This is a genomic window from Streptomyces sp. NPDC003077 (genome assembly GCF_040611095.1).
Lineage (GTDB): Bacteria > Actinomycetota > Actinomycetes > Streptomycetales > Streptomycetaceae > Streptomyces.
Genome location: NZ_JBEXNM010000006.1, coordinates 95272 through 121698, shown reverse-complemented (window position 1 = coordinate 121698; position 26427 = coordinate 95272). Strand labels below are relative to the sequence as shown.

Annotated in this window: 25 protein-coding genes and 2 pseudogenes; 14 read left to right on the top strand and 13 right to left on the bottom strand. The window is 71.6% G+C overall.

Going from position 1 to position 26427, the window contains the following annotated elements; translation table 11 throughout:
• Positions 1-441 precede the first annotated feature (441 nt).
• The gene (locus ABZX96_RS06730; protein WP_355538959.1) at positions 442-693 is read right to left on the bottom strand and encodes a hypothetical protein; all 252 of its coding nucleotides are present in this window, start codon (positions 691-693) and stop codon (positions 442-444) included.
• A 371-nt stretch (positions 694-1064) separates the two neighbouring features.
• Here ABZX96_RS06730 and ABZX96_RS06725 point away from each other — a divergent pair, with 371 nt between their 5' ends.
• Positions 1065-2090, top strand: coding sequence for a glycerophosphodiester phosphodiesterase family protein (locus ABZX96_RS06725; RefSeq protein ID WP_355538956.1), 1026 nt, complete (start codon positions 1065-1067; stop codon positions 2088-2090).
• Between the two features lie 280 nt (positions 2091-2370).
• Here ABZX96_RS06725 and ABZX96_RS06720 read toward each other — a convergent pair whose 3' ends face one another.
• Together ABZX96_RS06720 and ABZX96_RS06715 are read right to left on the bottom strand one after the other, a co-directional pair.
• Entirely contained in the window at positions 2371-2781 is a 411-nt protein-coding gene (locus tag ABZX96_RS06720; protein WP_355538953.1) for a VOC family protein, read from the bottom strand.
• 97 nt (positions 2782-2878) lie between these two features.
• Positions 2879-3271 carry an AraC family transcriptional regulator gene (locus ABZX96_RS06715; RefSeq protein ID WP_355538950.1) on the bottom strand — a complete coding sequence of 131 codons (393 nt, stop codon included), beginning with the start codon at positions 3269-3271 and terminating at the stop codon, positions 2879-2881.
• Between the two features lie 155 nt (positions 3272-3426).
• Between ABZX96_RS06715 and ABZX96_RS06710 the strand changes: the two are divergent.
• Positions 3427-4572: pseudogene (locus ABZX96_RS06710) on the top strand (acyltransferase family protein); the annotation flags it as partial.
• A 288-nt stretch (positions 4573-4860) separates the two neighbouring features.
• Here the strand turns inward: ABZX96_RS06710 and ABZX96_RS06705 are convergent.
• Positions 4861-7428: an AAA family ATPase gene (locus tag ABZX96_RS06705; protein WP_355538947.1), complete on the bottom strand. Its 2568-nt coding sequence runs from the start codon at positions 7426-7428 to the stop codon at positions 4861-4863.
• A gap of 609 nt (positions 7429-8037) precedes the next feature.
• On the opposite strand from ABZX96_RS06705, the gene ABZX96_RS06700 reads away from it, so the two are divergent.
• Entirely contained in the window at positions 8038-8886 is an 849-nt protein-coding gene (locus tag ABZX96_RS06700) for an arylamine N-acetyltransferase (protein WP_355538944.1), read from the top strand.
• Positions 8887-9159: 273 nt separating this feature from the next.
• Here the strand turns inward: ABZX96_RS06700 and ABZX96_RS06695 are convergent, their stop codons facing one another.
• The gene (locus ABZX96_RS06695) at positions 9160-9606 is read right to left on the bottom strand and encodes a RidA family protein (RefSeq protein ID WP_355538941.1); all 447 of its coding nucleotides are present in this window, start codon (positions 9604-9606) and stop codon (positions 9160-9162) included.
• 561 nt (positions 9607-10167) lie between these two features.
• The gene (locus tag ABZX96_RS06690; RefSeq protein ID WP_355538938.1) at positions 10168-10860 is read right to left on the bottom strand and encodes a spheroidene monooxygenase; all 693 of its coding nucleotides are present in this window, start codon (positions 10858-10860) and stop codon (positions 10168-10170) included.
• An 89-nt stretch (positions 10861-10949) separates the two neighbouring features.
• Between ABZX96_RS06690 and ABZX96_RS06685 the strand changes: the two genes are divergently transcribed.
• Positions 10950-11642, top strand: coding sequence for a TetR/AcrR family transcriptional regulator (locus tag ABZX96_RS06685; protein WP_355538935.1), 693 nt, complete (start codon positions 10950-10952; stop codon positions 11640-11642).
• A gap of 261 nt (positions 11643-11903) precedes the next feature.
• Here ABZX96_RS06685 and ABZX96_RS06680 read toward each other — a convergent pair whose 3' ends face one another.
• Together ABZX96_RS06680 and ABZX96_RS06675 are read right to left on the bottom strand one after the other, a co-directional pair.
• Positions 11904-13577, bottom strand: a complete 1674-nt coding sequence (locus ABZX96_RS06680) for a bifunctional 3'-5' exonuclease/DNA polymerase (protein WP_355538932.1) — start codon at positions 13575-13577, stop codon at positions 11904-11906.
• A gap of 435 nt (positions 13578-14012) precedes the next feature.
• Positions 14013-15146, bottom strand: coding sequence for a winged helix DNA-binding domain-containing protein (locus tag ABZX96_RS06675; protein WP_355538929.1), 1134 nt, complete (start codon positions 15144-15146; stop codon positions 14013-14015).
• Positions 15147-15716: 570 nt separating this feature from the next.
• Between ABZX96_RS06675 and ABZX96_RS06670 the strand changes: the two genes are divergently transcribed.
• Together ABZX96_RS06670 and ABZX96_RS06665 are read left to right on the top strand one after the other, a co-directional pair.
• On the top strand, positions 15717-16484 hold the full coding sequence (locus tag ABZX96_RS06670) for an alpha/beta hydrolase (RefSeq protein ID WP_355538926.1): 768 nt from the start codon (positions 15717-15719) through the stop codon (positions 16482-16484).
• 219 nt (positions 16485-16703) lie between these two features.
• Entirely contained in the window at positions 16704-17549 is an 846-nt protein-coding gene (locus ABZX96_RS06665) for a nitrilase-related carbon-nitrogen hydrolase (protein ID WP_355538923.1), read from the top strand.
• A 376-nt stretch (positions 17550-17925) separates the two neighbouring features.
• On the opposite strand, the pseudogene tatA reads toward ABZX96_RS06665, so the two are convergent.
• The 3 genes and pseudogenes from tatA to rpmB form a co-directional block, all read right to left on the bottom strand.
• Positions 17926-18078, bottom strand: a pseudogene (tatA, locus tag ABZX96_RS06660) (Sec-independent protein translocase subunit TatA); the annotation flags it as partial.
• Between the two features lie 340 nt (positions 18079-18418).
• Positions 18419-18724, bottom strand: coding sequence for a 30S ribosomal protein S14 (rpsN, locus tag ABZX96_RS06655; protein ID WP_355538920.1), 306 nt, complete (start codon positions 18722-18724; stop codon positions 18419-18421).
• Positions 18724-18960, bottom strand: a complete 237-nt coding sequence (gene rpmB, locus ABZX96_RS06650; RefSeq protein WP_355538917.1) for a 50S ribosomal protein L28 — start codon at positions 18958-18960, stop codon at positions 18724-18726. Before rpmB ends, rpsN begins: the two co-directional genes overlap by 1 nt.
• A 49-nt stretch (positions 18961-19009) precedes the next feature.
• Between rpmB and rpmG the strand changes: the two genes are divergently transcribed.
• The 4 genes from rpmG to ABZX96_RS06630 all read left to right on the top strand — a co-directional run bounded on the left by rpmG (position 19010) and on the right by ABZX96_RS06630 (position 20341).
• A complete protein-coding gene (rpmG, locus tag ABZX96_RS06645; RefSeq protein WP_242581703.1) occupies positions 19010-19174 on the top strand; it encodes a 50S ribosomal protein L33 in 165 nt (54 codons plus the stop codon).
• A 5-nt stretch (positions 19175-19179) separates the two neighbouring features.
• Positions 19180-19434, top strand: a complete 255-nt coding sequence (locus tag ABZX96_RS06640) for a type B 50S ribosomal protein L31 (protein WP_355538913.1) — start codon at positions 19180-19182, stop codon at positions 19432-19434.
• A 137-nt stretch (positions 19435-19571) separates the two neighbouring features.
• On the top strand, positions 19572-19808 hold the full coding sequence (gene rpsR, locus ABZX96_RS06635; protein WP_355538910.1) for a 30S ribosomal protein S18: 237 nt from the start codon (positions 19572-19574) through the stop codon (positions 19806-19808).
• 293 nt (positions 19809-20101) lie between these two features.
• The gene (locus ABZX96_RS06630; protein WP_355538907.1) at positions 20102-20341 is read left to right on the top strand and encodes a DUF397 domain-containing protein; all 240 of its coding nucleotides are present in this window, start codon (positions 20102-20104) and stop codon (positions 20339-20341) included.
• Between the two features lie 153 nt (positions 20342-20494).
• Here the strand turns inward: ABZX96_RS06630 and ABZX96_RS06625 are convergent, their stop codons facing one another.
• Positions 20495-21124 (bottom strand): ATP-binding protein, encoded by a 630-nt coding sequence (locus ABZX96_RS06625; RefSeq protein WP_355538904.1) that lies wholly within the window; start codon positions 21122-21124, stop codon positions 20495-20497.
• A gap of 333 nt (positions 21125-21457) precedes the next feature.
• Here ABZX96_RS06625 and ABZX96_RS06620 point away from each other — a divergent pair, with 333 nt between their 5' ends.
• The 3 genes from ABZX96_RS06620 (at position 21458) to ABZX96_RS06610 (ending at position 24823) form a co-directional block, all read left to right on the top strand.
• Positions 21458-22321 (top strand): helix-turn-helix transcriptional regulator, encoded by an 864-nt coding sequence (locus ABZX96_RS06620; RefSeq protein ID WP_355538901.1) that lies wholly within the window; start codon positions 21458-21460, stop codon positions 22319-22321.
• 199 nt (positions 22322-22520) lie between these two features.
• Positions 22521-23978: an aldehyde dehydrogenase family protein gene (locus ABZX96_RS06615; RefSeq protein WP_355538898.1), complete on the top strand. Its 1458-nt coding sequence runs from the start codon at positions 22521-22523 to the stop codon at positions 23976-23978.
• Between the two features lie 281 nt (positions 23979-24259).
• Positions 24260-24823 carry a DinB family protein gene (locus ABZX96_RS06610; protein ID WP_355538895.1) on the top strand — a complete coding sequence of 188 codons (564 nt, stop codon included), beginning with the start codon at positions 24260-24262 and terminating at the stop codon, positions 24821-24823.
• 179 nt (positions 24824-25002) lie between these two features.
• On the opposite strand, the gene ABZX96_RS06605 is transcribed toward ABZX96_RS06610, so the two are convergent.
• Complete coding sequence (locus tag ABZX96_RS06605) at positions 25003-25467, bottom strand: GNAT family N-acetyltransferase (RefSeq protein WP_355538892.1); 465 nt, start codon at positions 25465-25467, stop codon at positions 25003-25005.
• A gap of 269 nt (positions 25468-25736) precedes the next feature.
• On the opposite strand from ABZX96_RS06605, the gene ABZX96_RS06600 reads away from it, so the two are divergent.
• Entirely contained in the window at positions 25737-26375 is a 639-nt protein-coding gene (locus ABZX96_RS06600; protein ID WP_355539137.1) for a PadR family transcriptional regulator, read from the top strand.
• The last annotated feature ends 52 nt before the right edge of the window (positions 26376-26427 follow it).

The following is a 26427-nucleotide window of genomic DNA, read 5'->3' as shown; positions in this document are numbered from 1 at the left end:
GTTCGCGGTTCGCGGTTCGCGGTTCGCGGTTCGCGGTTCGCGGTTCGCGGTTCGCGGTTCGCGGTTCGCGGTTCGCGGTTCGCGGTTCGCGGTTCGCGGATCAGTATCGCAATGCAAGCGGGGCCGCAACCTTTCCGGAGAGGGTGGATGGGGGCAGAGGGGACGAGGGGCGGGCGTACGAGCAGGTGACGAGGACGGGCTGGCGGAGCGGGCGGCCGGCGGGCGCGTGCCGCGTTCGCCCGTCGGATGGATTACACGTTACCGGCGCGGACATCGACGGCAGCGAGTTATCCACAGGCAGGTGCACACACGTCCGCCGACCATGGGAACGACTCGGCGATCATCCATGGGGACGAGCCGGGCATCGATCGGCTGCTGACGGCTGACGGCTGACGGCTGACGGCCGCCCCGTTCCCTGTCGGTCCCCGCTCCTGCCGGCGCTCAGGTGCCGCCGGGGCCGGCGTCGGGCGGGGGCCAGGCGTCCTTGTCGCCGCCGCGCCACTCGACGAGGTCGGGGGTGCCCAGATCGACGTCCTCGGTGGTGGGCGCCAGCCCCGCGCGGCGGAGGAACTTCTGCACGTCCCCGCGGCCGTGGGCCAGCCCGACGATCCGCCCGTGCACCGTGACCCGCCGCCCGCCGGACGGGGTCGGCGGATACACGATGACCGCTGGGTGCGGGGACGAGGAGGACACGGTTCCAGCGTGCGCCGCTTCCGAAGTGGTTGCACGTCGAAGGGCAGAGCTGGTGGCCGATGAGTGGACCGGCCGGTGGGGTGCGGCGAAGGGGCCGGTCGAGGGGAGGGGACGCGGTGCGGGGCGCCTTGCGTGATGGGCGTGCCTCGCGTTGACCGGCCTCCCCCAGATGGCCCAGCGGTCGCGAACCTCGGTGGGGTGAAAAGTGCCAGGTGGCCCGGCCCCGGCCTGGGGAGTGGCGTGTGGTGGGGCGGAGCGGGGGGGTGAAAAGTGAGCCCCTGTGGCCGATATTCGGTAGATAAGCGGGATAAATGGGCAATTTGTTTTGCGGTCGGTGTACGAGGCACGCGGTCGAGCGTTCAGGAGGCCCCATGTTCCGGAGAACCGTCCGCGCCGCCGCGTGGCTCGCGTTGCTGCTGACGGTCGGCGTTCCCGCCGGTGCGGGGGCGTGGGGGCACGTGGGGGTGGCCGGGACGGCCGTGGCGAGTGGGTTGCCGCGGGCAGCGGAGGTGGGTGGGCTTTCGGAAGGCATCGTGCGGGGCGACGTTTCGGGGGAGACGGGAGTCGCCGGGACCGCGCGGGCACCCCGGGTCACCGAGGTACGGGCCTTGCCGCGCGGCGCCGGGGAGGAGCCCGTGTCCCGCCGGAGAGCACCCGCCCGACCGTTGGCCATCGCTCACCGCGGCGCCGCCCGTACGGCCCCGGAGAACACGCTCGCCGCCGCCGACGCGGCCCACCGGCAGGGCGTCGCCTGGGTCGAGAACGACGTCCAGCGCACCAAGGACGGCAAGCTCGTGGTGATGCACGACACCACGCTCCAGCGGACGACCAACGCCGAGCAGGTCTTTCCCGGGCGCTCGCCGTGGCGGGTCGGGGACTTCACGGCGGCCGAGTTGGCGCGTCTGGACGCGGGGAGCTGGTTCGGCAAGCAGTTCGCGGGGGAGCGGGTGCCGACGCTGCGGAGTTTCCTGGAGCGTATGGAGCAGAACGGGCAGCGGCTGCTGCTGGAGATCAAGGCCCCCGGGCGGTACCCGGGTATCGAGGCGCTGATCCTCCAGGAGCTGCGGCACATGGGCTGGCTCGACGCGGAGCACGTGCGCGACCGGCTGGTGGTGCAGAGCTTCGACGCGGAGTCGGTGCGGATGGTGCACCGGCTGGTGCCCGCGGTGCGTACGGGGTTCATCGGGGCGCCGCCGCCGCGCGCGCTGGCGTCGTACGCCCGGTTCGCCGATCAGGTCAACCCGCGGCTGGCGCAGGTCGACCGCCGTTATGTGGCCGCCGTCCACCGGTTGCGCGGCCCCCACGGCCTGCCGCTGGCGGTCAACGTCTGGGACGCGGCGGGCAGCCGCGCCCTGCGCACCGCGACGGCGTACGGGGTGGACGGGATCATCGACTGATCCCGTCGCCATGCCGGAGTGGCGGCCCTGCCCCGGGGGAACCGAACCCGGGGCATCGGCAGAGCCGGACACCGGCAGAGCCCGGCATCGGCAGAGCCGGGGCATCGCGCCGGAGCGGCAGCGCATCGGGCCCGGAAGCCCGTCAGCGCATGACGGGGACGGAAGCCGGTCCGCCGTCGCCGCGATCCGGAAGCCGGTCTGCCGTCGCCGCGATACGGAAACCGCTCCGCCGTCGCCGCGATCCGGGCCGCCCCCGACCACCCGCCGCCCGCTGTCCGGCTCAGCCCTTCGGCTGGGTGAAGCGGATGCGGTTGCCGAAGGGGTCGCGGAGGCCGCAGTCGGTGCCGTACGGGCGCTCGGTGGGTTCCTCGGTGAACTCGACACCCTTGGCCAGCAGCGTTTCGTACGTCTTGCGGCAGTTGTCCGTGGTGAAGATGAGCCAGCCGCCCATCGCGCCCTTGGTCACCAGCTCGCGGACCTGCTGGGCCGTCTCCTCGGACATCGCCGGGGCGCCCGGCTTCTCCAGCAGGACCTGGCGCTCGGGGTGGCCGGGGACGTTGACGGTCAGCCAGCGCATGAAGCCCATGTCGATGTCGGCGCCGACCTCCAGACCGAGCGTGCCGACGTAGAAGTCGAGGGCCTCGTCCTGGTCGAGAACGTATATCTGCGATTGCGTGATGGCGTTGAACATGTGCATCACGCTACTGAGAGAGCCGGCCGGAAACTTATCCAAAACTGCTCGGTCGGCGGACGGAATGGATCGCGAAGGTGCGGGTTGGTGCGGTAGGTCAGGCGCTCGGCCGGGTCCACGCCATCGTGAAGCACGTCGGTACGCCCACGGCCGGCGTTTCCTTCCGGTACGCCCTCGGGGATGTGCCGACGATGTCGCGGAACGTACGGCTGAAGGTTCCCGGGCTGCCGAAGCCGACCTCGAAGCAGATGTCCGTCACGCTGCGATCCGTCTCCCGCAGCAGGAACATGGCCCGCTCGACGCGGCGGCGCTGCAGGTAGCGGTGCGGTGTCTCGCCGAACGTGGCCCGGAAGGTGCGCGTGAAGTGCGCTTGCGAGACGTGGGCGATACGGGCCAGGGCCGGGACGTCCAGCGGCTGCGCGTACGCGCGGTCCATCGCGTCCCGTGCGCGGAGCATGCGGCGGTTGGACTCTTCTGCGGCGCGGTTCACGGCGCCATCACACCACGGTTTTCCGGAGTCCGTCCCGGCCCGATGGCGGGTCCGATGGCGGGTTCGGCGACGGGCCCGGTGGCGTTCCGGGGCGGAACCGCCAACCAGCCCGAAATGCCGCGAACGCCCCATCGGATACCCCTAGGGTGCCTGGGGTGTCCGACGCCACCACATCGCGCCAAGGAAACGCGGGCCGACGAGAAAGCAGCTCCGATCGGCCGGGGCCGCCTCGGCGCCCCGCCTCACCTGCGGCAGCGCTTCCCGGCCCGCCGTCCGAATCCGCCCCCGCACCCGTACCCGCGTCACGAAGCGCCGCCCGCGACCCGTACTTCGACAACGCCAAATACCTGGCGATCGTGCTGGTCGCGATGGGACACGCCTGGGAACCCCTGCGCGCGGACAGCAGGACGGCCACGGCGCTCTACCTCGCCGTCTACGCCTTCCACATGCCCGCGTTCGTCGTCATCTCCGGTTATTTCTCGCGGAGTTTCGAGCCGAGCACGGATCGGCTGAGGCGCCTGGTCGCCGGCACGCTCGTGCCGTACGTCGTCTTCGAGATCGCCTACTCACTCTTCAATCGCTGGGCCGGCGACGACCCGGAGCCGACGATCAGCCTGCTCGATCCCTGGTATCTGACGTGGTTCCTGCTCGCCCTGTTCCTGTGGCGGCTGACCGCGCCACTGTGGCGGGCCGTGCGGTGGCCGCTTCCCTTCGCCCTGGCCGTCGCGGCGCTCGCGGCTGCCTCCCCTGACATCGGCGACGGTCTGGACCTTCAGCGCGTCCTCCAGTTCCTGCCGTTCTTCGTACTGGGGATGAGGCTTCGTCCTGAGCACGTCCGGTGGGTACGGCGCCCGCGGGTGCGCCTCCTCGCCCTTGTGGTGCTCGGCGGCGCGGTGGGCGTCGCGTACTGGGCGGCGCCGCGGATGAACGCCACCTGGTTCTACCACCGGGACAGCGCCCTACAGCTGGGCGAGCCCTGGTGGATCGGGGTCCTGATGACGTTCGCCCTGTTCGGCTGCTCGCTGGTGCTGGTGGCCTGCTTCCTGGCCTGGGTGCCGGGGCGTCGGTCGTGGTGCACCGTGCTGGGTGCCGGGACGTCGTACGGGTACTTGTTGCACGGTTTCCTGATCAAGGGCGCGCTGTTCTGGGGGTGGTACGACGCGTACGGCTGGACGCATACGCCTCTGGGCACGGTCGCCGTCTCCGTCATCGCGGGCGTGGCGGTGACGCTGCTGTGCACCCGGCCGGTGCGCACCGTCTTCCGGTGCGTGGTGGAGCCCCGGATGGGGTGGGCGTTCAGGAGCGCGGCGGGGAGGCAGTCGAACGTGGAGAAGGAGTCGAACGCGGGGAGGGAGCCGAACCTGGGGAGGGAGCCGAACCCGGGGAGGACTCCGGACGCGGGGGATCATCCCCGTCCGCAGGCCCCGGAGTGGGAGGCATCGAAACGGGAGAGGGCGGTACGACAGGCGTGACCCGGCCTCAGGCCTGACCCGCTTCCGGCCTGCCCCGGCATCGTCGGCATCATCGGCAGCGGCGTCCCTTGACCCGAGAGCCCGGCCCACCGGACCGCCCGTCCCTCATCCTGCCCCTCACCCCTCCCCGGGCCGTCCCACCGTCCCTCCTCCCCCTCCCCCCGGCGCCACGTTCGTCTCCCGTCGGACCGATACCGTCAGCGCCTCGTTCCCGTCCTCGTCCCGGCCCACGTCCGCCACCAGCGTGTCGCCCGGTTCCGCCGCCCCACTGAGCAGCAGGGACGCGACCCGGTTGTCCAGCTCGGACTGGACCGTGCGGCGCAGCGGCCGGGCGCCGAACTCCGGCTGGTGGCCGCGCTCGACCAGGAGCCGCTTGGCGGCGTCGGTGACGTGCAGGTCCATGTCCTGGGCGCGGACCCGGCGGCGGCTGCGGTCGAGGATGAAGTCGACGATCCGGCCCAGTTCGGCCTCGGCCAGGCCGTGGAAGATGATGATGTCGTCGATGCGGTTGAGGAACTCCGGCAGGAAGCGGGTGCGCAGCTCCGCCATCAGCTCCTCGCGGACGGCGCTCACGTCGCCTTGGTGGGCCAGGATGCGCTGGGCGCCGATGTTGCTGGTCATGATGACGACGGTGTTGCGGAAGTCGACCGTGCGGCCGTGCGCGTCGGTCAGCCGGCCGTCGTCGAGGACCTGGAGCAGGGTGTTGAAGACGTCCGGGTGGGCCTTCTCCACCTCGTCGAAGAGCAGCACGCTGTACGGCCTGCGGCGGACCTTCTCGGTGAGCTGCCCGGCCTCCTCGTGGCCGACGTAACCGGGCGGGGCACCGACCAGCCGCGAGACGGTGTGCTTCTCCTGGAACTCGCTCATGTCGAAGCGCACCATGCTCGACTCGTCCCCGAACAGCAGCGCGGCCAGCGCCTTGGCCAGCTCCGTCTTGCCGACGCCGGTCGGGCCGAGGAAGAGGAACGAGCCGACCGGCCGGTCCGGGTCGCCCATCCCGGCGCGGTTGCGGCGCACGGCCTCGGACACCGCCACCACGGCCTCCTCCTGGCCGACCACCCGCTCGTGCAGCGCTTCCTCCAGCTTGAGGAGCTTGTCGCGCTCGGTCTCGGTGAGCTGGGCGACGGGGATGCCGGTGCGGCGGGAGAGGACCTCGGCGATGTCGGCGGCGGTGACCTCCATGACGCCCTCGCGCCGCTCCGCCACCCCCGCGAGCTCCGCCTCCGCCTCGGCGATCTCCCGTTTGAGTTCGGCGGCCCGGCCGAAGTCCTCGTCGGCGACCGCCTGGTCCTTCTCCCGGTTCAGCTTGGCGAGCCGGTCCTCGCGGTCGACGGCCTCGGTGGAGCGGCCCAGCGACTTCAGCCGGACGCGGGCTCCCGCCTGGTCCATCAGGTCGATGGCCTTGTCGGGGAGGAAGCGGTCGCTCACGTAGCGGTCGGACAGCTCCGCGGCGGCGGTCAGCGCCTCGTCGCCGAACCGCACCTGGTGGTGCGCCTCGTAACCGTCGCGGAGCCCTTCGAGGATCTGGATCGTCTCGGCGACCGTGGGCTCCGGGATGGTGACGGGCTGGAAGCGGCGCTCCAGGGCCGCGTCCTTCTCGATGTGCTTGCGGTACTCGTCGATGGTGGTGGCGCCGACGACGTGCAGTTCGCCGCGCGCCAACGCCGGTTTGAGCATGTTCCCGGCGTCCATCGACCCCTCGCCGGCGCCCGCGCCGACCACGGTGTGCAGCTCGTCGATGAACAGGATCGTGGACGCGGACGCGGCCTTCACCTCGTCGATCACCTTCTTGAGCCGTTCCTCGAACTCCCCGCGGTACTTCGACCCCGCGACCAGCCCGGACAGGTCCAGCGTCACCACCCGCCGGTCCCTGAGCGTCTGCGGCACGTCCCCGGCCACGATGCGCTGCGCCAGCCCCTCGACGATCGCCGTCTTGCCGACACCGGGCTCGCCGATCAGCACCGGGTTGTTCTTGGACCGGCGGGAGAGGATCTCGACGGTCTGCTCGATCTCCTCGGCCCGGCCCACCACCGGGTCCAGCTTGCCCGCGCGGGCCTCCTCGGTGAGGTCGCGCCCGTACTCGTCCAGCGTCGGCGTGGCGCCCCCGGCCCCGGCCCCGCCCGCCGTGGCGCCCTCGCCCCGGGCGGCGCTCTCGGCGGTGCTCCGCAGACGGGCGGTGTCGGTGCCGTAGGAGGACAGGAGGCGGGACGCGCCCGAGTCCGGGTCGTCCAGCAGGGCGCCCAGGATGTGCTCCGGCCCGATGTAGGAGGAACCGGCCGCCTGCGAACGGGCGTGGGCCGCCGTCAAGGTGCGCTTGGCGGCCGGGGTCAGTCCCGGCTCGGTGGAGGCCGCGCCGCTCTCGCCGGGCAGCGCCTCGGCGATGTCGGCGGCGAGGCGGTCGGGGTCGGCGCCCGCCCGGGTCAGCAGCCTGCGCGCCGGTTCGACCTGCGTGCAGGCCCACAGCAGGTGCTCGGTGTCCAGGTCCACGCTGCCGTCCTGCTGGGCCTTCGCGGAGGCGGCGCCGATCAGCTCGCGCGCCGACTCGGTGAGCAGCCGGCCGATGGGGACCCGCTGGACGGCGGGCGGCGAGGAGGCCGGGGACATGCCGAAGAACCGGTTCAGGAGCTCGTTGAACGGATCCTGCGAGCCGAAGGACCCGAAGGAACCGAGCGGGGGCATGGTCATGGGCTTTCCGTTCGTGGTCGGCGGGGGATATGGGGGTGGGGGCGGGCGTGCGTGGGGGCGTGAGGTGGGCGGGGGTGAGGCGTGGGGGCGTGGGGGAGCGGGGGGTGTGGACTGCTGGCTGGCGGGGTGGTGTGGCGGTGGGGTGGCGGGGCGCCGTGCTGGCGGGGTGGCGGGGCGCGTGCTGGCGGGGCGCTGGGGGCCGGGGTGGCGTGGTGCCGTGGTGTCGGGGTGCTGGGACCGAGATGGCGTGGTGCCGTGGTGCCGGGGCGGGAAGCGCGGGCGTCAGGCATTGGGGATCGGGCATCGGGGATCGGGCATCGGGGATCGGGCATCGGGCGTGGGGCATCGGGGCATTGGCGGGGTGGGGCATCGGGCATGAGAGGTGGATGGCGAGGCGGATATCGAGGCGGATATCTCCCACTTAAACCCTGTCCGGCGAACTGCGCAAAAGGGTTGGAAAGCGGCTGCCCTGCACCTTCGGTGCTTCGGTTTATCGGCGCGGCTGTTTTCCGCTATCTCGATGTCCCGGTTTCCCGGGGAAGACCCGCCCTCGTGCCCGTGTTTCTCTTACGGCACCAGACCCGCCGACAGACCCAGGAGAAGCCCGCGATGACCGACCAGTCCCAGTCCCCCTGGGGCGGCGACCGACTCGATGTCGACGCCTACCTGACCCGCATCGGTTACGCCGGGGAACGCACGCCGACTCTGGAGACCCTCCGGGCGCTGCACGCCGCCCACACCGCCGCGGTCGGCTTCGAGAACCTGGACATCGTGCTCGGCCGGCCGATCCTCCTGGACCTGGAGGCCCTTCAGGACAAGCTGGTCACCCGGCGGCGCGGCGGTTACTGCTACGAGCAGAACCTGCTCTACGCCGCCGCGCTGGACCGGCTGGGCTTCGACGTCTCCGGCCTGGGCGCGCGCATCCGCATGGGTGAGGACAAGGTGCGGGCGGTCACCCACGCGCTGCTGAAGGTGACCCTGGACGGCGAGGAGTGGATCACCGACGTCGGCTTCGGCGGCGAGGGCCTGCTCGAACCGGTACCGCTGCGCGCGGGCGTAGAGACACGGCACGGCGGCTGGACCTTCGGCCTCGTACAGGAGGAGCGGACGGGCCTGTGGGTCCTGCGGTCCCTGCATGACGACGGCTGGTTCGACCTCTACGCGTTCGGCCCGGAAGTCCGCTACCCGGCCGACTACCAGGTCTTCAACCACTACATCTCCACCCACCCCCGCTCACCCTTCACCGGCCGCCTGGTGGTCCAGCGCCCCGAACCCCAACTGCGGCGCACCCTGATCGGCACGGAACTGACGCTGACCCGCCCCGACTGGTCCCGCGAAACCCGCCAGGTCGCCCCCGAGGAACTGCCCGAACTCCTGGCCCGGGACTTCGCCATAGAGCTGAGCGAGGAGGACGCGGCGGCGCTGGTGAAGTTCCAGCAGGTGGCGCGGGGCGACTGAGGACGGCTGAGGGGCGGCTGCCGTGGGCGGTCCTGCTCTGTGCCGGGGGTGGGGCCGGCCCAGGGCGCGGCCCGGTGGCCGTGGCCGGGGTCGGTCGGGTCGACGCAGCCCGGAAGGCGAACCGGCCTGCCCGGTGGCGGGGCCCTCCTGGGGCGGCCCGCCGTTCGGTGAGCCGTCGTCCGGCGACCCGGTGCCCGCCCTCTGGCGGTCAGGGGCTCGTCCTCCGGCGGCCCGGGCGATGGTGCGTCGGCCCAGGCGGGCAGCCTGTCGGGCTCAGGGCACCACGGCGATGCCCTCGATCTCGACCAGGGCGGTTTCGTCCCACAGCCGGGCCACGCCGATCACGGCCATGGCCGGATAGGCCGTCCCCACCAGGCGCTTCCACACCTGGCCGATGGCGGCGGAATGGCGCCGGTAGTCCGCCACGTCCACGGTGAAGACGGTGAGCTTGGCCAGGTCTCCCGGCCCGGCCCCGGCGGCCCGGGCAGCGGCCAGGAGGTTGCCGAGCGCCGTCTCGAACTGCTCGACCACGCCGCCCCCGATGATCCGCCCCTCCCCGTCCAACGCGGTCTGCCCCGCCAGGAAGACCACGGTGCCGGAGGTGACGCGTACGGCGTGGCTGAACCCCCTCGGGGGCGACAGCCGCGGCGGATTGATCCGCTCCAACCCGCCCGGGTCGCTCCCGGCCGCTTCTGGTTTCTCACTCCGCTCGTCAGGCATCACCTCCCGTCTCCGTGCTGCTTCACGCGACCTTTGCCCTCGGCCGGCCGCTCCTGTTCCCACCGCCCGCGTTCCGCCCGCGCCGTGGGTTACCTCCGTGCTGTGCGCAGTGTCCGTGTCCTGCGCCGTGTCCGTGCCGTGAGTCACGTCCGGGCCTTGAGCCGTCTGCGGCCTTCGAGTTGCCTTCTTCTCCTGAGCTGCCTCCCCCGCATGCGCTATCGCTGTGTCGTCCCGCACCGGCTCCGCCGCCCGCGCTGCCGCTGCCCCTTCCGCCCGGCGTTCCGATGCCGTCCCGTTCCCGGCTTCCCGCTCGTTCCCCGATTCCTGCTCGCGCCCGGATTTCCGCTCGTCGCACACTCCTGGCCCGTACCGGGATTTCCGCTCGCGATCGGCTTTCCGCCCGTCCTCCGGTCCGTTCGCGGCTCTCCGCTGTCCTGTGGCTTCTTTTCCTCCCTTCTCCGTCCCGGTGTTCTTTCGCCGGTCTGCTTCCCGGCTCGCGTCGTGTCCGCTTCCCATGCCCTCATCTATGCCCGCCCGCGCGGCTCGTGGGGCGGTGGCGCGTCAGGCCGTGGCGGCGGCCGTCAGCGGCTCGCGGCCGTCAAGGGTGCCGTGTGCCCCGTACGGCCGGAAGCGGACGAAGGCGGCCTCGTGGTGGAACGGCACCGCCTGGTGGCTGCGGACCGCCGATATGTGCTCCGGTTCCGATGTCCCGTACGCGTATTGGCGCATCAGGCGCGCGCTGCTCCACAGCGAGAAGGTGCCGACGAAACGGGGTGGCCGGGCCAGCGCGAACGAGGCGACCATGGCGGGGGAGGACGCGGCCCGGCCCGACGCCTGGGAGTTGGCCCGCAGGAAGGGGGCCGCGCGGCGCAGCCGCAGCTCGCCCAGCGTGAGGACGGCCACCGGCTCGTCGTCCTCGGCGGGTGCTGTCCCGGACGGGATGGTGATCGGCATGCCGGACCACGAACCCGACACGCGCAGGGGTTGCAGGCGCACGCGCCAACCGTGGGCCAGCCGGTGGGCCAAGGGATGGTCGGCCAGGAAGCGGTCGAGGGAGTCGTCGTCTTCCCAGGCCGCGACGAGCGCGACCCGGCCCGGCGTCACTCGGGGCAGGCCGGCCGCGATGACTCCGGTGAGCGTGGTGTGGGCGGCGCGCAGGCCGGGGACGCCGGGGCCGCCCGGACGCGGGCTGTCCCGCAGTATGGCTGCGACCGAGCGGATGCCGACTTCGGCCAGGTGCACGGAAACAATCATGTCGAGCCCCGTTCTCGCATGTTACTCACCCGTATACCATCTGGTACACGACTTAGTATTCCACGAACGACGCTGTGGAGGCCAGAGGAATGAGCACATTCGACCCGACGACATCCGACGCCACGACGAGCGGCGCCGCGGCCTCCGCCGAACCCGCGCCGGGGGCCTCGTCGCCCGTCGATCGCCACCCCTTGAACCGGGCCCGGGCCGCCCGCGCCGAAGCGCGCACCCGCATCGAGGAAGCCGCCGCCCGGCTCTTCGCCGAGCGCGGGTACGCCGGTACGACCATCGGCGAGATCGCCGCCGAGGCGGGCCTCAGCAAGCCGATGCTCTACCGGCATTTCGACTCCAAGCAGGAACTGCACCTCGCCCTGCTGGAGCGGCACCGCGACGAGCTCGCCGCCGGGCCCCTCCGCGAACTGCTCGACGGTTCGGGGAGTCTGGAGGAACGGATGGAGGCGATGTACGAGGCCTGGTTCGGGTACGTCCAGAGCCACCCGTACACCTGGCGGATGATGTTCCGGGACACGACGGGCGACCCCGAGGTGCAGGCGTTCCACCGCGAGCTGCAGCGCAGGCAGCGTGCGACGGATGCCGCCCTGCTGCGGGAGTACGCGCCCGGCATCCCGGAAGCCCAACTGGAGCCTTTGGGCGAGGTCATCCGCAGTTCGCTGTACGGGCTGGCGCTGTGGTGGCTGGACCGGCCGGAGCAGCCGCGCGAGCTCCTGGTCGCGACCATGGTCCGGATCACGCGCGGGCTGCTGGCGACGGCGGGGGAGTGAACGATCGGCCGTCGTTCCCGCGCGCGGTAGGTACCGGCCGTCACTCCCACGTCCGCTGAGGTGCTGACGTCACTCCAGCGTCCCTCAGGTGCTGACGTCACTCCCGCGCCTGCTGGGTACCGGCCGTCGTTTCCGCGCCCGCTGAGCACTCAGGGGGAACTCCAACTCCCGCTGGGCACTCAGACGGAAACTCCAACTCCCGCTGGGCGTTATCGGCGCCGTCCCGCCCCCTCTATCAAGTGCAGCTCGTAGCCCCGACGTTCACTTCGCGTCCGCGTAGCACTCCACCACTGACGTGCTGAACGGGAACCGGACCGGGGTCGGGCCGAACGCGACTCGGGAGGCCACCGCCGCCGCCTCCGGTATCGCCGCGGCCACCGCCTCGGCCTCCTCGGCGGGGCAGTGGACGATCACCTCGTCGTGCTGGAAGAAGACCATCTCGGCCCGCAGCCCTGCCTCGTGCAGGGCGCGGCGCAGCGCGGCCAGCATCAGCAACGCCCAGTCGGCCGCGCTGCCCTGGACGACGAAATTGCGGGTGAAACGCCCGCGGGCCCGCGAGCCCGCGGTGCTGCCGTAGGACGGGGCCTCCTCCTGGGGCAGGCCCGCCTCTTCGGGAGGGGTCATGGAGGCGGGCGGGCAGGTGCGCCCGAGCCATGTGCGCACGAGTCGGCCCTGTTCACCGGCGCGGGCCGCCGCGTCCACGTACTCCACCGCCGCCGGGTAGCGGCGGCGCAGGTCGGCCATGTGCTTGAGTGCGTCACCCGAGGTCTGGCCGTAGATGGCGCCGAGCAGGCCGAGCTTGGCCCGGTCGCGGTCGCCGCCGAAGGCGCGGGCGGCGAGGTCGGCGTACAGGTCCGCGCCGCTGCCGGCCACCTCCATCAGGCCGCGGTCCCGGGAGATGGCGGCCAGGACCCGGGGTTCCATCTGGGCCGCGTCGGCGACCACCAGCCGCCAGCCCGGATCGGCGATCACCGCGCGGCGGATCACCTTGGGGATCTGGAGCGCGCCGCCCCCGTTGGTGGTCCACCGGCCGGAGACCGTACCGCCCGGCAGGTACTCGGGGCGGAAGCGGCCCTCGCGCACCCACTGCTGGAGCCAGGCCCAGCCGTGGGCGGTGTGCAGGCGGTAGAGCTTCTTGTAGGCGAGGAGCGGCGCGACCGCCGGATGGTCGATGTCCTGGAGCTCCCACTTGCGGGTCGAGCTCAGGGAGATGCCCGCGCCGGCGAACGCCTTCACGATCTCCGCGGGCAGGTCCGGCCGTACGCGCACGCCCTCCCCGAAGGCGCGCGAGACCTCCTCCGCCAACTCGGCCATCCGCCGCGGCTCCAACCCGCCCGGATACCGCTCGCCCAGCAGCGCGTCCAGCAACTCCCGATGGACGTCCGCCCGCCACGGCAGCCCCACCCAGCCCATCTCGGACGCCACCAGCATTCCCGCCGACTCCGCGGCCAGCAGCAACCGCATCCGCTCCGGGTGCTCCGCCTTCTCCGTACGCGCCACCTGCTCGGCGTACACCTCCAGCAAGGCGTCGAACGTGTCCGTCCCCGGCGGCAGCGGCACCGGGCCCGGCTCGAAGAGCGAGGGCTGCGGCTCCGCGCTCCGTACGGGCGGGTCGTCCGGCACCGGCAGGCCGCGCAGCCGGGCCCAGGCCGCCGCCAGCGACCGCGGCTGGCCGGACTGCCCCTCCTCGTGGCCGATGAGCAGCGCCTCGGCGGCCTCGACGTCGTAACAGCGCTCCACCCGCACCCCGGCCGAGAGCAGCCGTCGGTAGATCTCGGCCGTGGACCGCCAGACCCACCGTTCGACCTCGGGCCGCGACCGCACGGACTCCACCAGGTCCGGCTCTCTCAGCACCGGACCGGCGGGCCGCCCGTCCGGACCGAGCGGGCAGAGACGAGCACCCCCGTCGCCCGTCTCCGCCACCGCCCATCTCATGCCGTGAGTCTCGCACCAGGGTCTGACAATCGACGGTGAAGGAGATCTCTGTGCCGATTTCGGTGCCGATTTCGGTGCGGATCTTGGTACTGCTCTCTGTGCCGGTCTGCCGGTCTGCCGGTCCGCCGGTCCGCCGGTTTGCGGGTCGGTGGGTCTGCGGGTCATGCGGCAGGCGTCGGCCGTGCGGGAGGCGGTCTCGGCGGGGGAGCCCGCCGGCGAGAGGGTCGGTCAAGCCGTGGTGGCCGGCGAGGGCATCACGGCGACGACGGCCGCGTGGGCCGAGTCGACCGAGGCCGCTGGGCCAGCCGCGTGCACCGGGTCGGCTGCGGGCACCAGGCCAACCGCGCGCACCGAGCCAACCGTGGGCGTTACCGGCGCCCCATCTCCACGTGCGGCCCGTAACCGGCCCCCACTCACCCCCCACTCACCCCTCACTCACCCCCTGCGCACCACCAGCCGCCGGTCCTCCCGGCCCGTGCACCGGGCCAGGTGTGCCACCTCCGCCTCCAGCCCCGCCCTCGGAACCTCGGCGTCCTCCTCGAAGAGCGTCACCGCCACCCCCTCGTCCGTGAAGTCCCACACCCCTACGACCCTCCCCGCGTGCACCACGACGGGGGATATCCACCCCGCGGCCCGGCTCACCGCCTTGCGCCGGGCCGGTGCTATCAGGCGGGCGTCCGACGTTCCGGGGCCGAGGACGTACTGATCGAACCCCGGCAGCAGCCGTACTTCCCGCGAGGGCTCCGTACGCGCCAGTTCATCGGCGTCCTCGGCCAGGACGTACGCCCCGCCCGCACCGTCCACCTCCACCGGGACCAGCCGTTCCCCCAGCGAGGCGAACCATCCCCGCAGCGTGGCCTTGCGGGTGGCCCCACGCAGCAGCCAGGCGTCGAACGCCTCCGGCGTCGCCGGGCCGTGGGCGCGCAGGTACGCCGGTATCACCACGGCGGCGGCCTCGTCCGGCTCGGGTATGCCGCGCCAGCCCGGCACCCACGAACGAGGTGCCGCGAACGTCACCTTCTGGCCCCGCGTCGGCCCCTGGCACAGCCGTCCGGTCCACGCCAGCGGCTTGAGCACGGCGCCCCAGCCGGAGGACAACTGCCCGGCCAGGCCGGCGAATCCGGCGCGGGACAAGAGGGCGTCCGTGAGCTCCTGCCGGGTGAGCACCCGGTCGTCCAGCACCTCGTCCACGGCCTCGCCCATGGCCGCCATCTGGGCCGCACTCACCCCGAACGCCTTCTGCCAGGCGGGTTTCTCCCATGTCCGTGCCGCGCCGAGCAGGGAGAGGTACGCACCCATGTGAGCGGGCGTCAGCCAGTGCAGCGTCCCGCGCATGGCCCACGTCTTGACGATCGAACGAGCGTCCAGCGCCTGGGACACCGCGTCCGGTGACGGGCTCACCTGCCGTGACGCGACCGCCAGTTGCGCCGACGAGGCCACCTGCGCCTGCACCCCGGCCAGCCGCTCCACGACCTCCGGCACCGACGCGTCGGTGCGCGGAGCCAGGCCCTGCCGCCGCAGCCGCCAGGCGAGCACCTGCGCGTGGGTCACCGTCACTTTCCCGTTCATGCGCCCATTCCACACCCGACCACTGACAACGCCCCTGACCAGTGGAAACGTCGTACACCCGAGGCGTCGGCACGCTCACGCGGCTCGTCCGCCGACGCGTCGACGCGTCGGCTCCGCCGCACGGCCCGTCCACGCGCCCGGGGCGCCGGAAACCTGCACGCCCTACCCGCGGATCCGATGCACCGGACGTCCCACGCGGCCTACCCAGGCACCCGTCGACGACCGGACAATGCACCTGCCGCCCGCCGAACAGCTCACGACGCACCAGACGACCACCTCCCACCCCGCCGCTTTGCACCCTGGCGCTTTCCACACCAGCGCTTTCCATCCCGGCCGTCCCCGCACCGGGCGGTCACTCATGACAACGCGGGTGATCGCCTCCCCCCGCCGTTCCCGAATCCGTCCGCCTGAGCGACCACCGGCCCCGCACCGTCCCACAGAGCACACCGCACCATCCCGCAGAGCACACCGCGCCGATCCCGCCCCACCGCCCCGATCCCGCCCCACCGCCCGGATCCCCCCGCACCACCCCGATCCCCCCGCACCGCGCCTCACCCAAGGAGCCGCCCCATGGCCATCGCCCACCGCACCCTCGGAACGGGACCTCGGCACGTCCTCGTCCTCCACGACTGGTTCCTGACCTCGGCCCATTGGGGCGCGTTCCTCGACTACCTGGACCAGGACGCCTTCACGTACGTGTTCATGGACTACCGCGGCTACGGCGACCGCAAGTACGTCACCGGGCGCTACGACCTCGCCGAGATCGCCGACGACGCGCTGACCCTGGTGGACCAGCTCGGCTGGGAGCGGTTCGCGCTGGTCGGTCACTCCATGGGCGGCAAGGCCGTTCAGCAGGTCCTGATCCGCGCGCCGCAGCGGGTGGAGCGCATGGTGGCCCTCACGCCGCTCCCCGCGGGCCCGTATCCCATGGACGAGCAGGCCCGGGACCTGTTCTTCGGGTCCTCGTCCGATCCGTCGAAGCGCCGCGCCATCATCGACCTGGCGACCGGCCACCGCGCGGGCGGCGTCTGGCTGGACCGCGTGGTCCGGCGCTCCCTGGACGCCTCACGCCAGGAGGCGCACGCCGGTTATCTGGCGGACTGGCAATCGAGCGACCTCTCGGACGCGGTCGCCGCAGTGACCAAGGAGCGAGCCGTGCCCGTGCGCGTCGTCGTCGGGGCGTACGACGTGGCGCTGACGGCCGAGCTCATGCGGGCGACCTGGGGGCTCTGGTACCCCGGCGCGGAGATCGTCACCCTGCCGGGCTCCGGCCACTACCCGATGCTGGAGGCGCCGGTGGCCCTGGCCACCACGATGGAGCAGTTCCTCGGGGCCTGATCCACCGTGCCTGGGGGCGGGCGCCTGTCCGCGGGCTCATGGGCCTGCCGGCGCCTGTGCCCGCTCCCGCACGGGCGGGCGTGGGCCAGGCCCAAGCCTGTTGATCTCCGTCTGTCAGTGGCCGCCGCCCGGCTCCTCTGGCGACCTGGCCCAGGAGCGACAAAATAGAACGAGAGGGATGAATGGGGAGGGTGTGCGAAGCGAGGGTGAGGTGTGGCGATGCGGGTGGCGCTGGCGCAAACGGACTGCGTGCTGGGCGACGTGGAACACAACATCGCCCTCGCCCGGGAACAGGTCGAGGAGGCGGCGTCCCAAGGGGCAGGCGTCGTCGTCTTCCCGGAACTGAGCCTGCACGGCTACCACTTGGGTGGCCTCGACCAGGACATGTCCATCGAGTCGGGCGACCCCCGGTTGCTCGAACTGAGCGGGCTCGGCTCCGACGTCCTGGTCGGGTTCCACGAGCACACCAGCCTGCGCGCGTACAACACGGCGGCCTACTACGCGGACGGCGCCCTGGTGCACGCCCACCGCAAGCTCTACCTCCCGAACTACCTGGCCTGGGAGGAACGCAAGCACGTCAGTCCCGGCCAGACGCTGCGAGCCTTCGACCTGGCCAAATCCCCCAGCGGTGGCCGCGGCGCCACCTTGGTGTGCAACGACGCCTGGCAGCCCGTACTGCCGTGGCTGGCGGTCCAGGACGGGGCGGAGGTCCTGTTCGTGCCGACCAACAGCGCGGCCAGCCTGGACCCGGAGGCCATGGACACGGTCTCCTACTGGGAGACGCTGCTCTCCTATACGGCGCGGATGCTCCAGTGCTGGCTGGTCTTCGTCAATCGGGTGGGCAATGAGAACGGCGCGTCCTTCTGGGGCGGCTCCCGGGTGATCGACCCGCGCGGCGCGGTGGTCGCCCAGGCGCCCAGATGGGAGACGGCCCTGGTCACCATCGACATCGACCTCTCCGAGGCCCGCCGCCAGCGCCGCGCCGTCCCCCTGGTGGCCGAAGCGCGCCTCGGCCTGATCGGCCGCGAGGTACGGAGGCTGATCGACGAGGGCGGCGACAGTTAGCGAAGAGGGGGCCGGCGGGCCTTCCCTCAAACCCGTCGCGGCTTTCCCGATCGGGTGGCAATTGAGCCGTACGAGCACGATCGGCTCGCACAGGCTGCCACGGCCGCTCCGCACGAAGGAGGCCCACCATGGCGCCGACGGCCCCGGAACGGGAAGCGGGCAGGGCCTTGGAGGAGAGCAGCATGGCCTGCCTCGGCCAGTGGACGCCTCTCAGGAGGCGCTGCGGGTGGCGCACCGGGGCGGTATGGACGCCCCCTCTGGCGGCTCAGGTGCCTCGAATGGTCGCCGGGCTTCCTCAGTGAGACGTGATGGGTGCCCGCTCCGGCTGCTGGGACTCGGTCTCGCCCCGGTAGCCCTCCTTGGCGCCGTCCCGCACGTCGTCCTTCATGGCCTTCGCCTCGGCCTTCAGGATGCGCATCGACTTCCCCAGGCCCCGGGCCATGTCGGGCAGCTTCTTCGAACCGAAGAGCAGGACGAGGACCAGGACGACCAGGATCAGGTGCCAGGGCTCAAGGGCGTTGCGGAGCATAGGGGACTTCTCGCTCTCGTCTCTCGTGGCGGGCGCGGGGAGCGCGGGGCGCGTATGCGCGTTACGTCCAGTATTACGCCCTCGTGCCGATTGCCCTCGGCCGGGTCTGATCGGTCCTGACTGGGCCCGGCCGAGGGGGGCGCCGGATGGGCCGGTCTTGGGTCTGAGGACTCGGTGAAGGACAGCCCCACCAGCGGCCCCCGACGCCCCGGAGGCCCGGCCCACCAGCGACCCCCGGCACCCCCGACGCCCCGGAGGCCACCAGCGGCCCCCGACACCCTCGACGCCCCCTCCGCCCCAGCACCCCCCTACGACCCGACGACGCCTCCGGCCGGCGTCCCTACCAGCTGGATTTCCGTACCCCCGGCAGGTACCCCGCGTGGGCCTGTTCGCGCAGGCGGACGCGGGAGAGCCCGAAGGCGCGGAAGTAGCCCCGGGGGCGGCCGTCCACGCTGTCGCGGTTGCGGACGCGGGTCGGGCTGGCGTCCCGGGGCTGCCGGTTCAGCTCCCGGCGGGCGGCCGAGCGCTCGTCCTCCGGGGCCGCCGGATCGCGGATGACGGCCTTCAGGAGGGCCCGCCGGGCCGCGTAGCGGGCGACCGTCGCCCGGCGCTGCTCGTTCTTCGCGATCTTGCTCTTCTTCGCCATCAGACGCGCTCCCCTCGGGCGCGGATGCGCGCGACCGCGGCCTCGATCCCGATGGCGTCCACGGTCTTGATGGCCTTGGCGCTGAGGGTGAGCCGGACGGTGCGGTTCTCGCTGGGCAGCCAGTAGCGCTTGCGCTGGATGTTCGGGTCGAACCGCCGGGACGTGCGTCGGTGGGAGTGGGAGACGGCGTTGCCGAAGCCGGGCTTGCGGCCGGTCAGCTGGCAGTGGGACGACAAGGCTCGTACCTCCTAATGAAAATGGGAACCATTTCTGTATAATAGCCGCATGGCCCGCAACGAACTCCGACCCGTGATCAAACTCCGGTCCACCGCCGGCACCGGCTACACCTACGTGACCCGCAAGAACCGCCGTAACGACCCCGACCGGCTCGAACTGCGCAAGTACGACCCGGTCGCCGGTCGCCACGTCACCTTCCGAGAGGAGCGCTGACCCCGATGAAGCCTGGAATCCACCCCGCCTACGGGCCGGTCGTCTTCCGCGACCGGGCCGCCGGGTTCGCCTTCCTCACCCGTTCGACGGCCACCAGCGACAAGACCGTGGAGTGGGAGGACGGCAACACCTACCCCGTCATCGACGTGGAGATCTCGTCGGCGAGCCACCCCTTCTACACGGGGACGGCGCGCGTCCTGGACACCGCGGGGCGCGTCGAGCGCTTCGAGCGGCGGTACGGGAAGCGCGAGGCCCGCTGAGGGGGCCGCCGCCGTCCGCGGGGATCGCCCCCCCGCGGGCCCCGGGCCCCGGGCCGCAGGCAACGAGCCCGGACCCCCGCGCGCCGAACCCCAAAGCGCACCCCTCAAACGAACGGACAGACAAGGAGCCACCCGCCATGCCCCGTCGTCACACCCCGCGCCGTACACCGGCCCGTCGGGCCAATCCGCTGGATGCGGCGAACATCACGTACATCGACTACAAGGACACCGACCTGCTGCGGAAGTTCATTTCCGATCGCGGCAAGATCCGCAGTCGGCGGGTGACGCGGGTGTCGGCGCGGCAGCAGCGGCAGCTGGCCCGTGCGATCAAGAACGCCCGGGAGATGGCGCTGCTGCCCTACGTGTCACGGTGACGACGGGAAGGAGGGGGCGACGGGACGAAGGGGGTGAAGGGATACAGGGGAGGACGACGGGGATGGCGTCAGGTCGTGGCGGAAGCCGAGAAAGCGGGGCGCCGCGCGGATGGTGATGGGGCGTACGCCTCGGGGTGGGGTGCTCACGGACGGTGGTGCGCCGCCCGTGCCTGACTGTCCCACCGTGATCGCGCAGGTACAGGGCGTCGTGCACGTGCATATGCTCATGCATCGGCACGTGAACGGCGTTATGATCCCGGTCAGTTGTCTTGCGCTCGACCTGGGAGAGTCCTGTGCCCCACGCGTACAACGGCATGGCCGCGACGGACCTTCACGGAGTCGCCTGGCAGAAAAGCCGGCACAGCAATTCGCAGGGATCGTGTGTGGAGTTCGCGAAACTGCCCGGGGGTGAGGTCGCGGTGCGCAACTCGCGGTTTCCCGACGGGCCCGCGCTCATCTACACCCCGGCGGAGGTCGAGGCGATGATCCTCGGCGTCAAGGACGGCGAGTTCGATCACTTGATGGGCAATTGACGCTTGTCGGTGGCGTGATTGACGATGTATGTCGGTCGAAAGGCGGCCGGAAAAGCACAGAATCGGAGCCGGTCTCTCACACCGACCGGGGCGTGCCCGTCACGCCGACCGGGACGTGCGGCCCTCACGCCGACCGGTGCGGGCCGACCCGTCTTACGGCACCCGGAAAAGCGCCCACACGATCTTGCCGTGCGGGGCGCCGGCCAGCGGGTGCCAGCCCCAGCTGTCGCTGAAGGACTCGACGAGGTGGAGCCCGCGCCCCGATTCGGCGCCCTCGTCCGCCTCGCCGGACACCGGGGACGCGTCGCTGGAGTCGCGCACGGCGCAGATGAGGCGGGAGGACCAGCGCATCAGGTGCAGCTGGGCGGGGTCGGCCTCGTCGAGCGCCGAGCCGGAGGGGGGCGACGCCGGGCCGGGCGTCGACGAAGGGCCGGGGGCCGACGAAGGGTCGGGGACCGACGCGGGCCCCGGGGCCGGGACCAGGCCGACGCCGAGACCGGCCCCGGCGTTCGGCGCGGCAGCCGCCGCCACGGCCTCGTCCGGTGTCAGGACGGCGTGCCGCAGGGCGTTGGTGACGAGTTCGGAGACGACCAGCGCGACTCCGTCGAACAGGTCGTCCAATTCCCAGCGGCTCAGGGTCTCGCGGGTGAACTGGCGGGCACCCCGGACCGATTCGTAACGCGGCTGGAGCGGACAGGAGACGGAGCTGGAGCCGGGTAGGGGATCGACGGACGGTAGGCCCCGCCACAACGGCTCTAGCGCGGTCAAAACCCTGGTCCCCATGCGAGGCACTCCTGGCGTTCGCGGACGTCATGATCCGGACCGGTCGGACGGTACCGGGGGATCTTTCACGAGCGTGCATGCGTGCGTCGCCCATCGTTCCGAATGCGTACGCCAGATGCAAGGGCAGATGCACGTGCACGCGCCGCGTTTGCGTATGGCCGTGGCCTTTAGCGCCTATTTCTTCTTACGGGAACCAGTGGTTTCCCCCTACGCACAGGGGTGGACAGATGACCGGTCCGCACATATCAGTAACCGGATGAGCACTCAATGAAGCCTGAACGTGGCAGACTGCGGCCCATTGTTGGACGGGGAGGTCCACAGGAGGGTCGGAAGGTGTCCGCAAGTGAGTCGAGCGGGTCTGTGGTGCGGCGCATCCTGCTGGGATCGCAGCTCCGGCGGCTGCGTGAGTCCCGCGGGATAACCCGTGAGGCGGCCGGCTACTCGATCCGTGCGTCCGAATCAAAGATCAGCCGCATGGAGTTGGGCCGGGTGAGCTTCAAAGCGCGGGATGTGGAAGACCTGCTCACGCTGTACGGCGTGAACGACGCACGGGAGCGTGACGCGCTGCTCGCGCTGGCCCGCGAGGCCAACGTGGCGGGGTGGTGGCACAGCTACGGCGACGTTCTGCCGGGGTGGTTCCAGACCTACGTCGGCCTGGAGAGCGCCGCCTCCTTGATCCGTACGTACGAGGTCCAGTTCGTGCACGGCCTGCTGCAGACCGAGGCGTACGCGCACGCCGTCGTCAGCCGGGGGATGCCGGGCGCCCCGGCCGCCGACGTCGAGCGGCGGGTGGCGCTGCGCCAGGAGCGGCAGAAGCTGCTGGTCGCCGAGCGCGCGCCGGAGCTGCACTGCGTCCTGGACGAGGCCGCGCTGCGCCGCCCGTACGGGGACCGGGCCGTCATGCGGGGCCAGCTCCAGCACCTCATCGACATGTCGGAGCGGCCGAACGTCCGGCTCCAGGTCATGCCGTTCCACTTCGGTGGTCACGCGGGCGAGAGCGGCGCCTTCACGATGCTGCGGTTCCCCGAGTCCGACCTCTCCGACCTCGTCTATCTGGAGCAGCTCACCAGCGCGCTCTATCTGGACAAGCCCGACGAGGTCGCGCAGTACGAGCGCGTCATGGGGTGCTTGCAGGCGGACAGCCCCAGTCCCGAGGACAGCCGCGACCTTCTGCGGGGACTTCTCCAACTCAATTAGCACACGGGTACGATGGCGCCGAGGTGGCAACTGCCGCCTCGGCGCACGCGTTTCACCCCGTTCCGTCCGCCGTGTTTCCGCAACTCCGCATAAGCCGTACAGATTCACGATCGATACAGATTCACGGGCTGTGCAGATCCACGATCCGTACAGATTCACGATCGGTGCCGATTCACGAGCCGTACAGAGTAGGAATGCCATGTCCTTCTTCGCCGAGCTGGCCTACCAGTACATCGACGGTGCGTGGCGGGTCGGCGGCGGATCCTGGGACATCATCGATTTCAATCCCTACGACCAGGAGAAGCTGGCGTCCATCACCGTCGCCGGCGTCGGCGAGGTGGACCTGGCCTACCGCGCCGCCGAGCGCGCCCAGCGCGCGTGGGCCGAGGCCGGGCCGTACCACCGGCGGGGCATCCTGGAGAACGTGGTCCGGCTCATCGGCGAGCGCGAGGCCGACATCGTCGAGGCGATGGTGGTCGAGCTGGGCGCCACCCGCGCGAAGGCCGCGTACGAGGTGATGCTCGCCAAGGAATTCGTCCGCGAGGCGATCCAGGGGACCGTCCGCGAGGAGGGGCGCATCCTGCCCTCGCCGGTGGACGGCCGGGAGAACCGCGTGTACCGGCTCCCGGTCGGCGTGGTGGGCGTCATCAGCCCGTTCAACTTCCCGTTCCTGGTGGCGATCAAGTCCGTGGCGCCGGCGCTGGCGCTCGGCAACGCGGTCGTCCTCAAGCCGAACCAGAACGCGCCGATCGTCGGCGGCGGGCTGATCGCCAAGATCTTCGAGGACGCCGGGCTGCCGGCGGGCCTGCTGAACGTCCTGATCACCGACATCGCCGAGATAGGCGACGCGCTGATCGAGCACCCCGTGCCGAAGGTGATCTCCTTCGCCGGCTCCGACAAGGTGGGCCGGCATGTCGCCGCCGTCGGCGCGGGGCACTTCAAGCGCGTGATCCTCGAACTGAGCGGGAACAGCGCGCTGATCGTCATGGACGACGCGGACGTCGACTATGCCGTCGAGGCGGCCGTGTTCAGCCGCTTCGTCTATCAGGGGCAGGTCTGCATGGCGGCGAACCGCGTCCTGGTGGACCGTTCCGTGGAGCGGGAGTTCACCGAGAAGTTCGTCGCCCGGGTGCGGGCCCTGCGGGCGGGGGACCCTCGGGAGGACGGGATCCAGATCGGGCCGCTGATCAACACCCTGCAGGCCGACGCCCTGGCCGCGCTGGTCGAGCGCGCCCTGAAGGAAGGCGCGACCGCGCTCGTCAGGGGACGCACGATCGGCAGCCTCGTGGAGCCCACCGTCCTGGCCGGGCTCCCCCGGACCTCCGGCATCAACGACCAGGAGATCTTCGGGCCCGTGGTGCTGCTGACCTCCTTCGACGGCGAGGAGGAGGCCGTCCGCATCGCCAACGAGAGCCCCTACGGACTCAGCGGCGCGGTGCACACCCGGGACGTGGAGCGCGGCGTGCGGATCGCCCGGCGCATCGAGACCGGCATGATCCACGTCAACGACGCCACGGTGCACGACGAGCCCCTGGTGGCGTTCGGCGGGGAGAAGTTCTCCGGGGTGGGGCGGCTGAACGGGGAATCGGCGGTCGAGGCGTTCACGACGCAGAAGTGGGTGTCGGTGCAGCACGGGCGGCGCCGGCTTCCGCTGTGAGGGTTCCGGGCCGTTGTGAGGGTTCCGGACGGTCGTGAGGGTTCCGGACGGTTGTAAGGGTTGCGGACCGTCGTGATGATTTCGGACTGTCGTGAGGGTCCCAGTCCGTCCCAGTTCGTCCCTTGTGGGGGCGTGGCTGATCACGGCATGGAGGCCGACTGCTCCTCAATCGTCGTCGGCCGCCGAGTAGAGGACAGAACCTGACCGCTACTGGCCGTAGGTTCGTAACTGTTCGCAACGCGGACGGCCATCGATCTACCGACCCAGGAAAGGCGGCTCCCATGCCCACCCACGTCTCCGCAGAAGCCCACGGTGACGAGCTCGGCGCGCTTCTGGCCTTCCTGGAGGCGCAGCGCGGCGGCATCCGCCGCTCGCTCCTCGGCCTGACCGACGAGCAGGCCGCCCAGCGGCCGAGCGCCAGCGAGCTGTCCCTCTCCGGCCTGCTCAAGCACGTGGTGGAGGTCGAGCAGAACTGGCTCGACATCGCGGAGCAGGTTCCCCCGACCGTCCAGCGGACTCCGGAGACCTGGAACGAGAGCTTCCGGCTGGTGGGGGACGAGACGGTGGCCGGGATGCTGGCGCACTGGGAGCGGGTGGCCCGGCGCACCGAGGAGTTCCTCCGGTCCGTGCCCGACCTCAACCAGACGTTCCCGCTGCCGGAGGCCCCCTGGTTCCCGCCCAAGGCCGAGCAGTCGATGCGCTGGCTGCTGCTGCACCTCATCGAGGAGGTGGCCCGGCACGCCGGTCACGCGGACATCATCCGCGAGTCGCTGGACGGGCAGACCGCCTTCGCCCTCGTGGACGCGGAGCGCGCGGCGCAGGAGGCGACAGCGGGCGGGGAGTGACGGGGCGGTCGTGGGCGGTCTCGGTGCGGCACTGGACAAGGAGTGACGGGGCGGCGCTGGGCGGTCTCCGTGCGACAGCGGACGGGGACTGACGAGACGGCCGTGGGCGGTCTCGGTGCAGTGGCGGGCGCGGGGTGGCGGGAACGCCGTGGGCTCCCGCCGCCCGGCCCGCCCGCCCGCTACCCCGTCCCCGGAGCCACGGCCAGCGACAAGCGCGGCAGCTCCCGCCCCGGTATGGACCCCGAAGGCGCCGTCCCGACCTGTACGGCGCCCATGGCGAGGTAGAAGGGCAGGGCGTTCGGGTCCGCGTCGATGCTCAGCCGGTCGAAGCCGAGCCGCCGCGCCTGGGAGCGGGCGTGCTCCATCAGCCGCCGGCCGATCCCCTGCCCTATGGCGGACGGTTCGACGAAGCACATCCCCAGGACGCCTTCGGGCGGCTCGCCCTCCAGGGTGACGAGGCCCAGCAGCCGCCCGTCTCGCTCGTAGACGTGGGTGCGGCACGGCTCGACGTCCGCCTCGCGCAGGGTGAGCTCCTCCCCGCACGCCTCCATGAAGGCGGGGTCGTAGCCCCAGTACGCCTTGGAGCGCAGGGCCAGCTCGGTCAGCCGCTCCGCCTCGTCCGGCCGGGCCGCTCTGATGGGCATCGTCGTCCTCCCGGTCACTTCGCGCGGGGACCGCTCCCCGCCGCGGTGCGCCGTCCGCGTCACCTGTCCCGCGTTCCTCCGGACGAGCCTGTGGACGGGCCCGGCGCGCGACCCGGCCGATCCTACGTACGAGTCCGGCGCCCCGGCCCGGCATTTTCGGGAGGGGGCGTGGCCAGGCACACCGGTGGCCCGTCAAGGAGGCTCGCCGTCGGCGAGTGATCCCGGCGTCTAGGCTTGCCTCTGTAGGAGTGGTGAGAGGCGAGGTCACGATGTCGGCGATCCGGCTGCTGGTTCTGGGAGCCGTGCGGCAGCACGGGCGGGCACACGGGTACCAGGTGCGCAACGACCTCGAATTCTGGGGCGCCCACGAGTGGTCCAACGCCAAACCCGGCTCGATCTACCACGCGCTCAAGCAGATGGCCAAGCAAGGGCTGATGCTCGCGCACGACATCGCGCCCAGCACGGTCGGCGGTCCGCCGCGCACCGAGTACGAGCTGACCGAGGCGGGCGAGGAGGAGTACTTCACCCTGCTCCGCCAGGCGCTGTCGCAGCACGATCAGAAGGTGGACGAGCTGAGCGCGGGCGTCGGCTTCATGGTGGACCTGCCGCGGTCCGAGGTGGTGGCCCTCCTCAAGGAACGGGTGCGGGCCCTGGAGGGCTGGCAGTCCACGGTCACCGAGCACTACATCCCCGAGGACACGCCGGAGCCACTCGGCCACATCGGCGAGATCATGAACATGTGGATCAACTCGGCGGACGCCTGGGCCTCGTGGACCCGGGGCCTGATCGAGCGGATCGAGGGCGGGGCGTACGTCTTTGCGGGCGAGGGGGAGCCGTTCGTGGGCGTTCTGCCGGAGGGCGTCGAGAATCCGTACGCGACGGGGGACCCGGAGCCTGGGGCTGGGTGACGGAGCTTGGCACGGGGTGACGGAGCCGGGGACGGGGGATCCGGAGTCGGGG

Excerpts from the sequence above, each read along its gene's own strand:
- ABZX96_RS06725 (WP_355538956.1), top strand. The coding sequence starts at position 1,065 with ATGTTCCGGAGAACCGTCCGCGCCGCCGCGTGGCTCGCGTTGCTGCTG.
- ABZX96_RS06720 (WP_355538953.1), bottom strand. The coding sequence starts at position 2,781 with ATGTTCAACGCCATCACGCAATCGCAGATATACGTTCTCGACCAGGAC.
- ABZX96_RS06705 (WP_355538947.1), bottom strand. The coding sequence starts at position 7,428 with ATGACCATGCCCCCGCTCGGTTCCTTCGGGTCCTTCGGCTCGCAGGAT.
- ABZX96_RS06700 (WP_355538944.1), top strand. The coding sequence starts at position 8,038 with ATGACCGACCAGTCCCAGTCCCCCTGGGGCGGCGACCGACTCGATGTC.
- ABZX96_RS06695 (WP_355538941.1), bottom strand. The coding sequence starts at position 9,606 with ATGCCTGACGAGCGGAGTGAGAAACCAGAAGCGGCCGGGAGCGACCCG.
- ABZX96_RS06690 (WP_355538938.1), bottom strand. The coding sequence starts at position 10,860 with ATGATTGTTTCCGTGCACCTGGCCGAAGTCGGCATCCGCTCGGTCGCA.
- ABZX96_RS06685 (WP_355538935.1), top strand. The coding sequence starts at position 10,950 with ATGAGCACATTCGACCCGACGACATCCGACGCCACGACGAGCGGCGCC.
- ABZX96_RS06680 (WP_355538932.1), bottom strand. The coding sequence starts at position 13,577 with ATGAGATGGGCGGTGGCGGAGACGGGCGACGGGGGTGCTCGTCTCTGC.
- ABZX96_RS06675 (WP_355538929.1), bottom strand. The coding sequence starts at position 15,146 with ATGAACGGGAAAGTGACGGTGACCCACGCGCAGGTGCTCGCCTGGCGG.
- ABZX96_RS06670 (WP_355538926.1), top strand. The coding sequence starts at position 15,717 with ATGGCCATCGCCCACCGCACCCTCGGAACGGGACCTCGGCACGTCCTC.
- ABZX96_RS06665 (WP_355538923.1), top strand. The coding sequence starts at position 16,704 with ATGCGGGTGGCGCTGGCGCAAACGGACTGCGTGCTGGGCGACGTGGAA.
- rpsN (WP_355538920.1), bottom strand. The coding sequence starts at position 18,724 with ATGGCGAAGAAGAGCAAGATCGCGAAGAACGAGCAGCGCCGGGCGACG.
- rpmG (WP_242581703.1), top strand. The coding sequence starts at position 19,010 with ATGGCCCGCAACGAACTCCGACCCGTGATCAAACTCCGGTCCACCGCC.
- ABZX96_RS06640 (WP_355538913.1), top strand. The coding sequence starts at position 19,180 with ATGAAGCCTGGAATCCACCCCGCCTACGGGCCGGTCGTCTTCCGCGAC.
- rpsR (WP_355538910.1), top strand. The coding sequence starts at position 19,572 with ATGCCCCGTCGTCACACCCCGCGCCGTACACCGGCCCGTCGGGCCAAT.
- ABZX96_RS06625 (WP_355538904.1), bottom strand. The coding sequence starts at position 21,124 with ATGGGGACCAGGGTTTTGACCGCGCTAGAGCCGTTGTGGCGGGGCCTA.
- ABZX96_RS06615 (WP_355538898.1), top strand. The coding sequence starts at position 22,521 with ATGTCCTTCTTCGCCGAGCTGGCCTACCAGTACATCGACGGTGCGTGG.
- ABZX96_RS06610 (WP_355538895.1), top strand. The coding sequence starts at position 24,260 with ATGCCCACCCACGTCTCCGCAGAAGCCCACGGTGACGAGCTCGGCGCG.
- ABZX96_RS06605 (WP_355538892.1), bottom strand. The coding sequence starts at position 25,467 with ATGCCCATCAGAGCGGCCCGGCCGGACGAGGCGGAGCGGCTGACCGAG.
- ABZX96_RS06600 (WP_355539137.1), top strand. The coding sequence starts at position 25,737 with ATGTCGGCGATCCGGCTGCTGGTTCTGGGAGCCGTGCGGCAGCACGGG.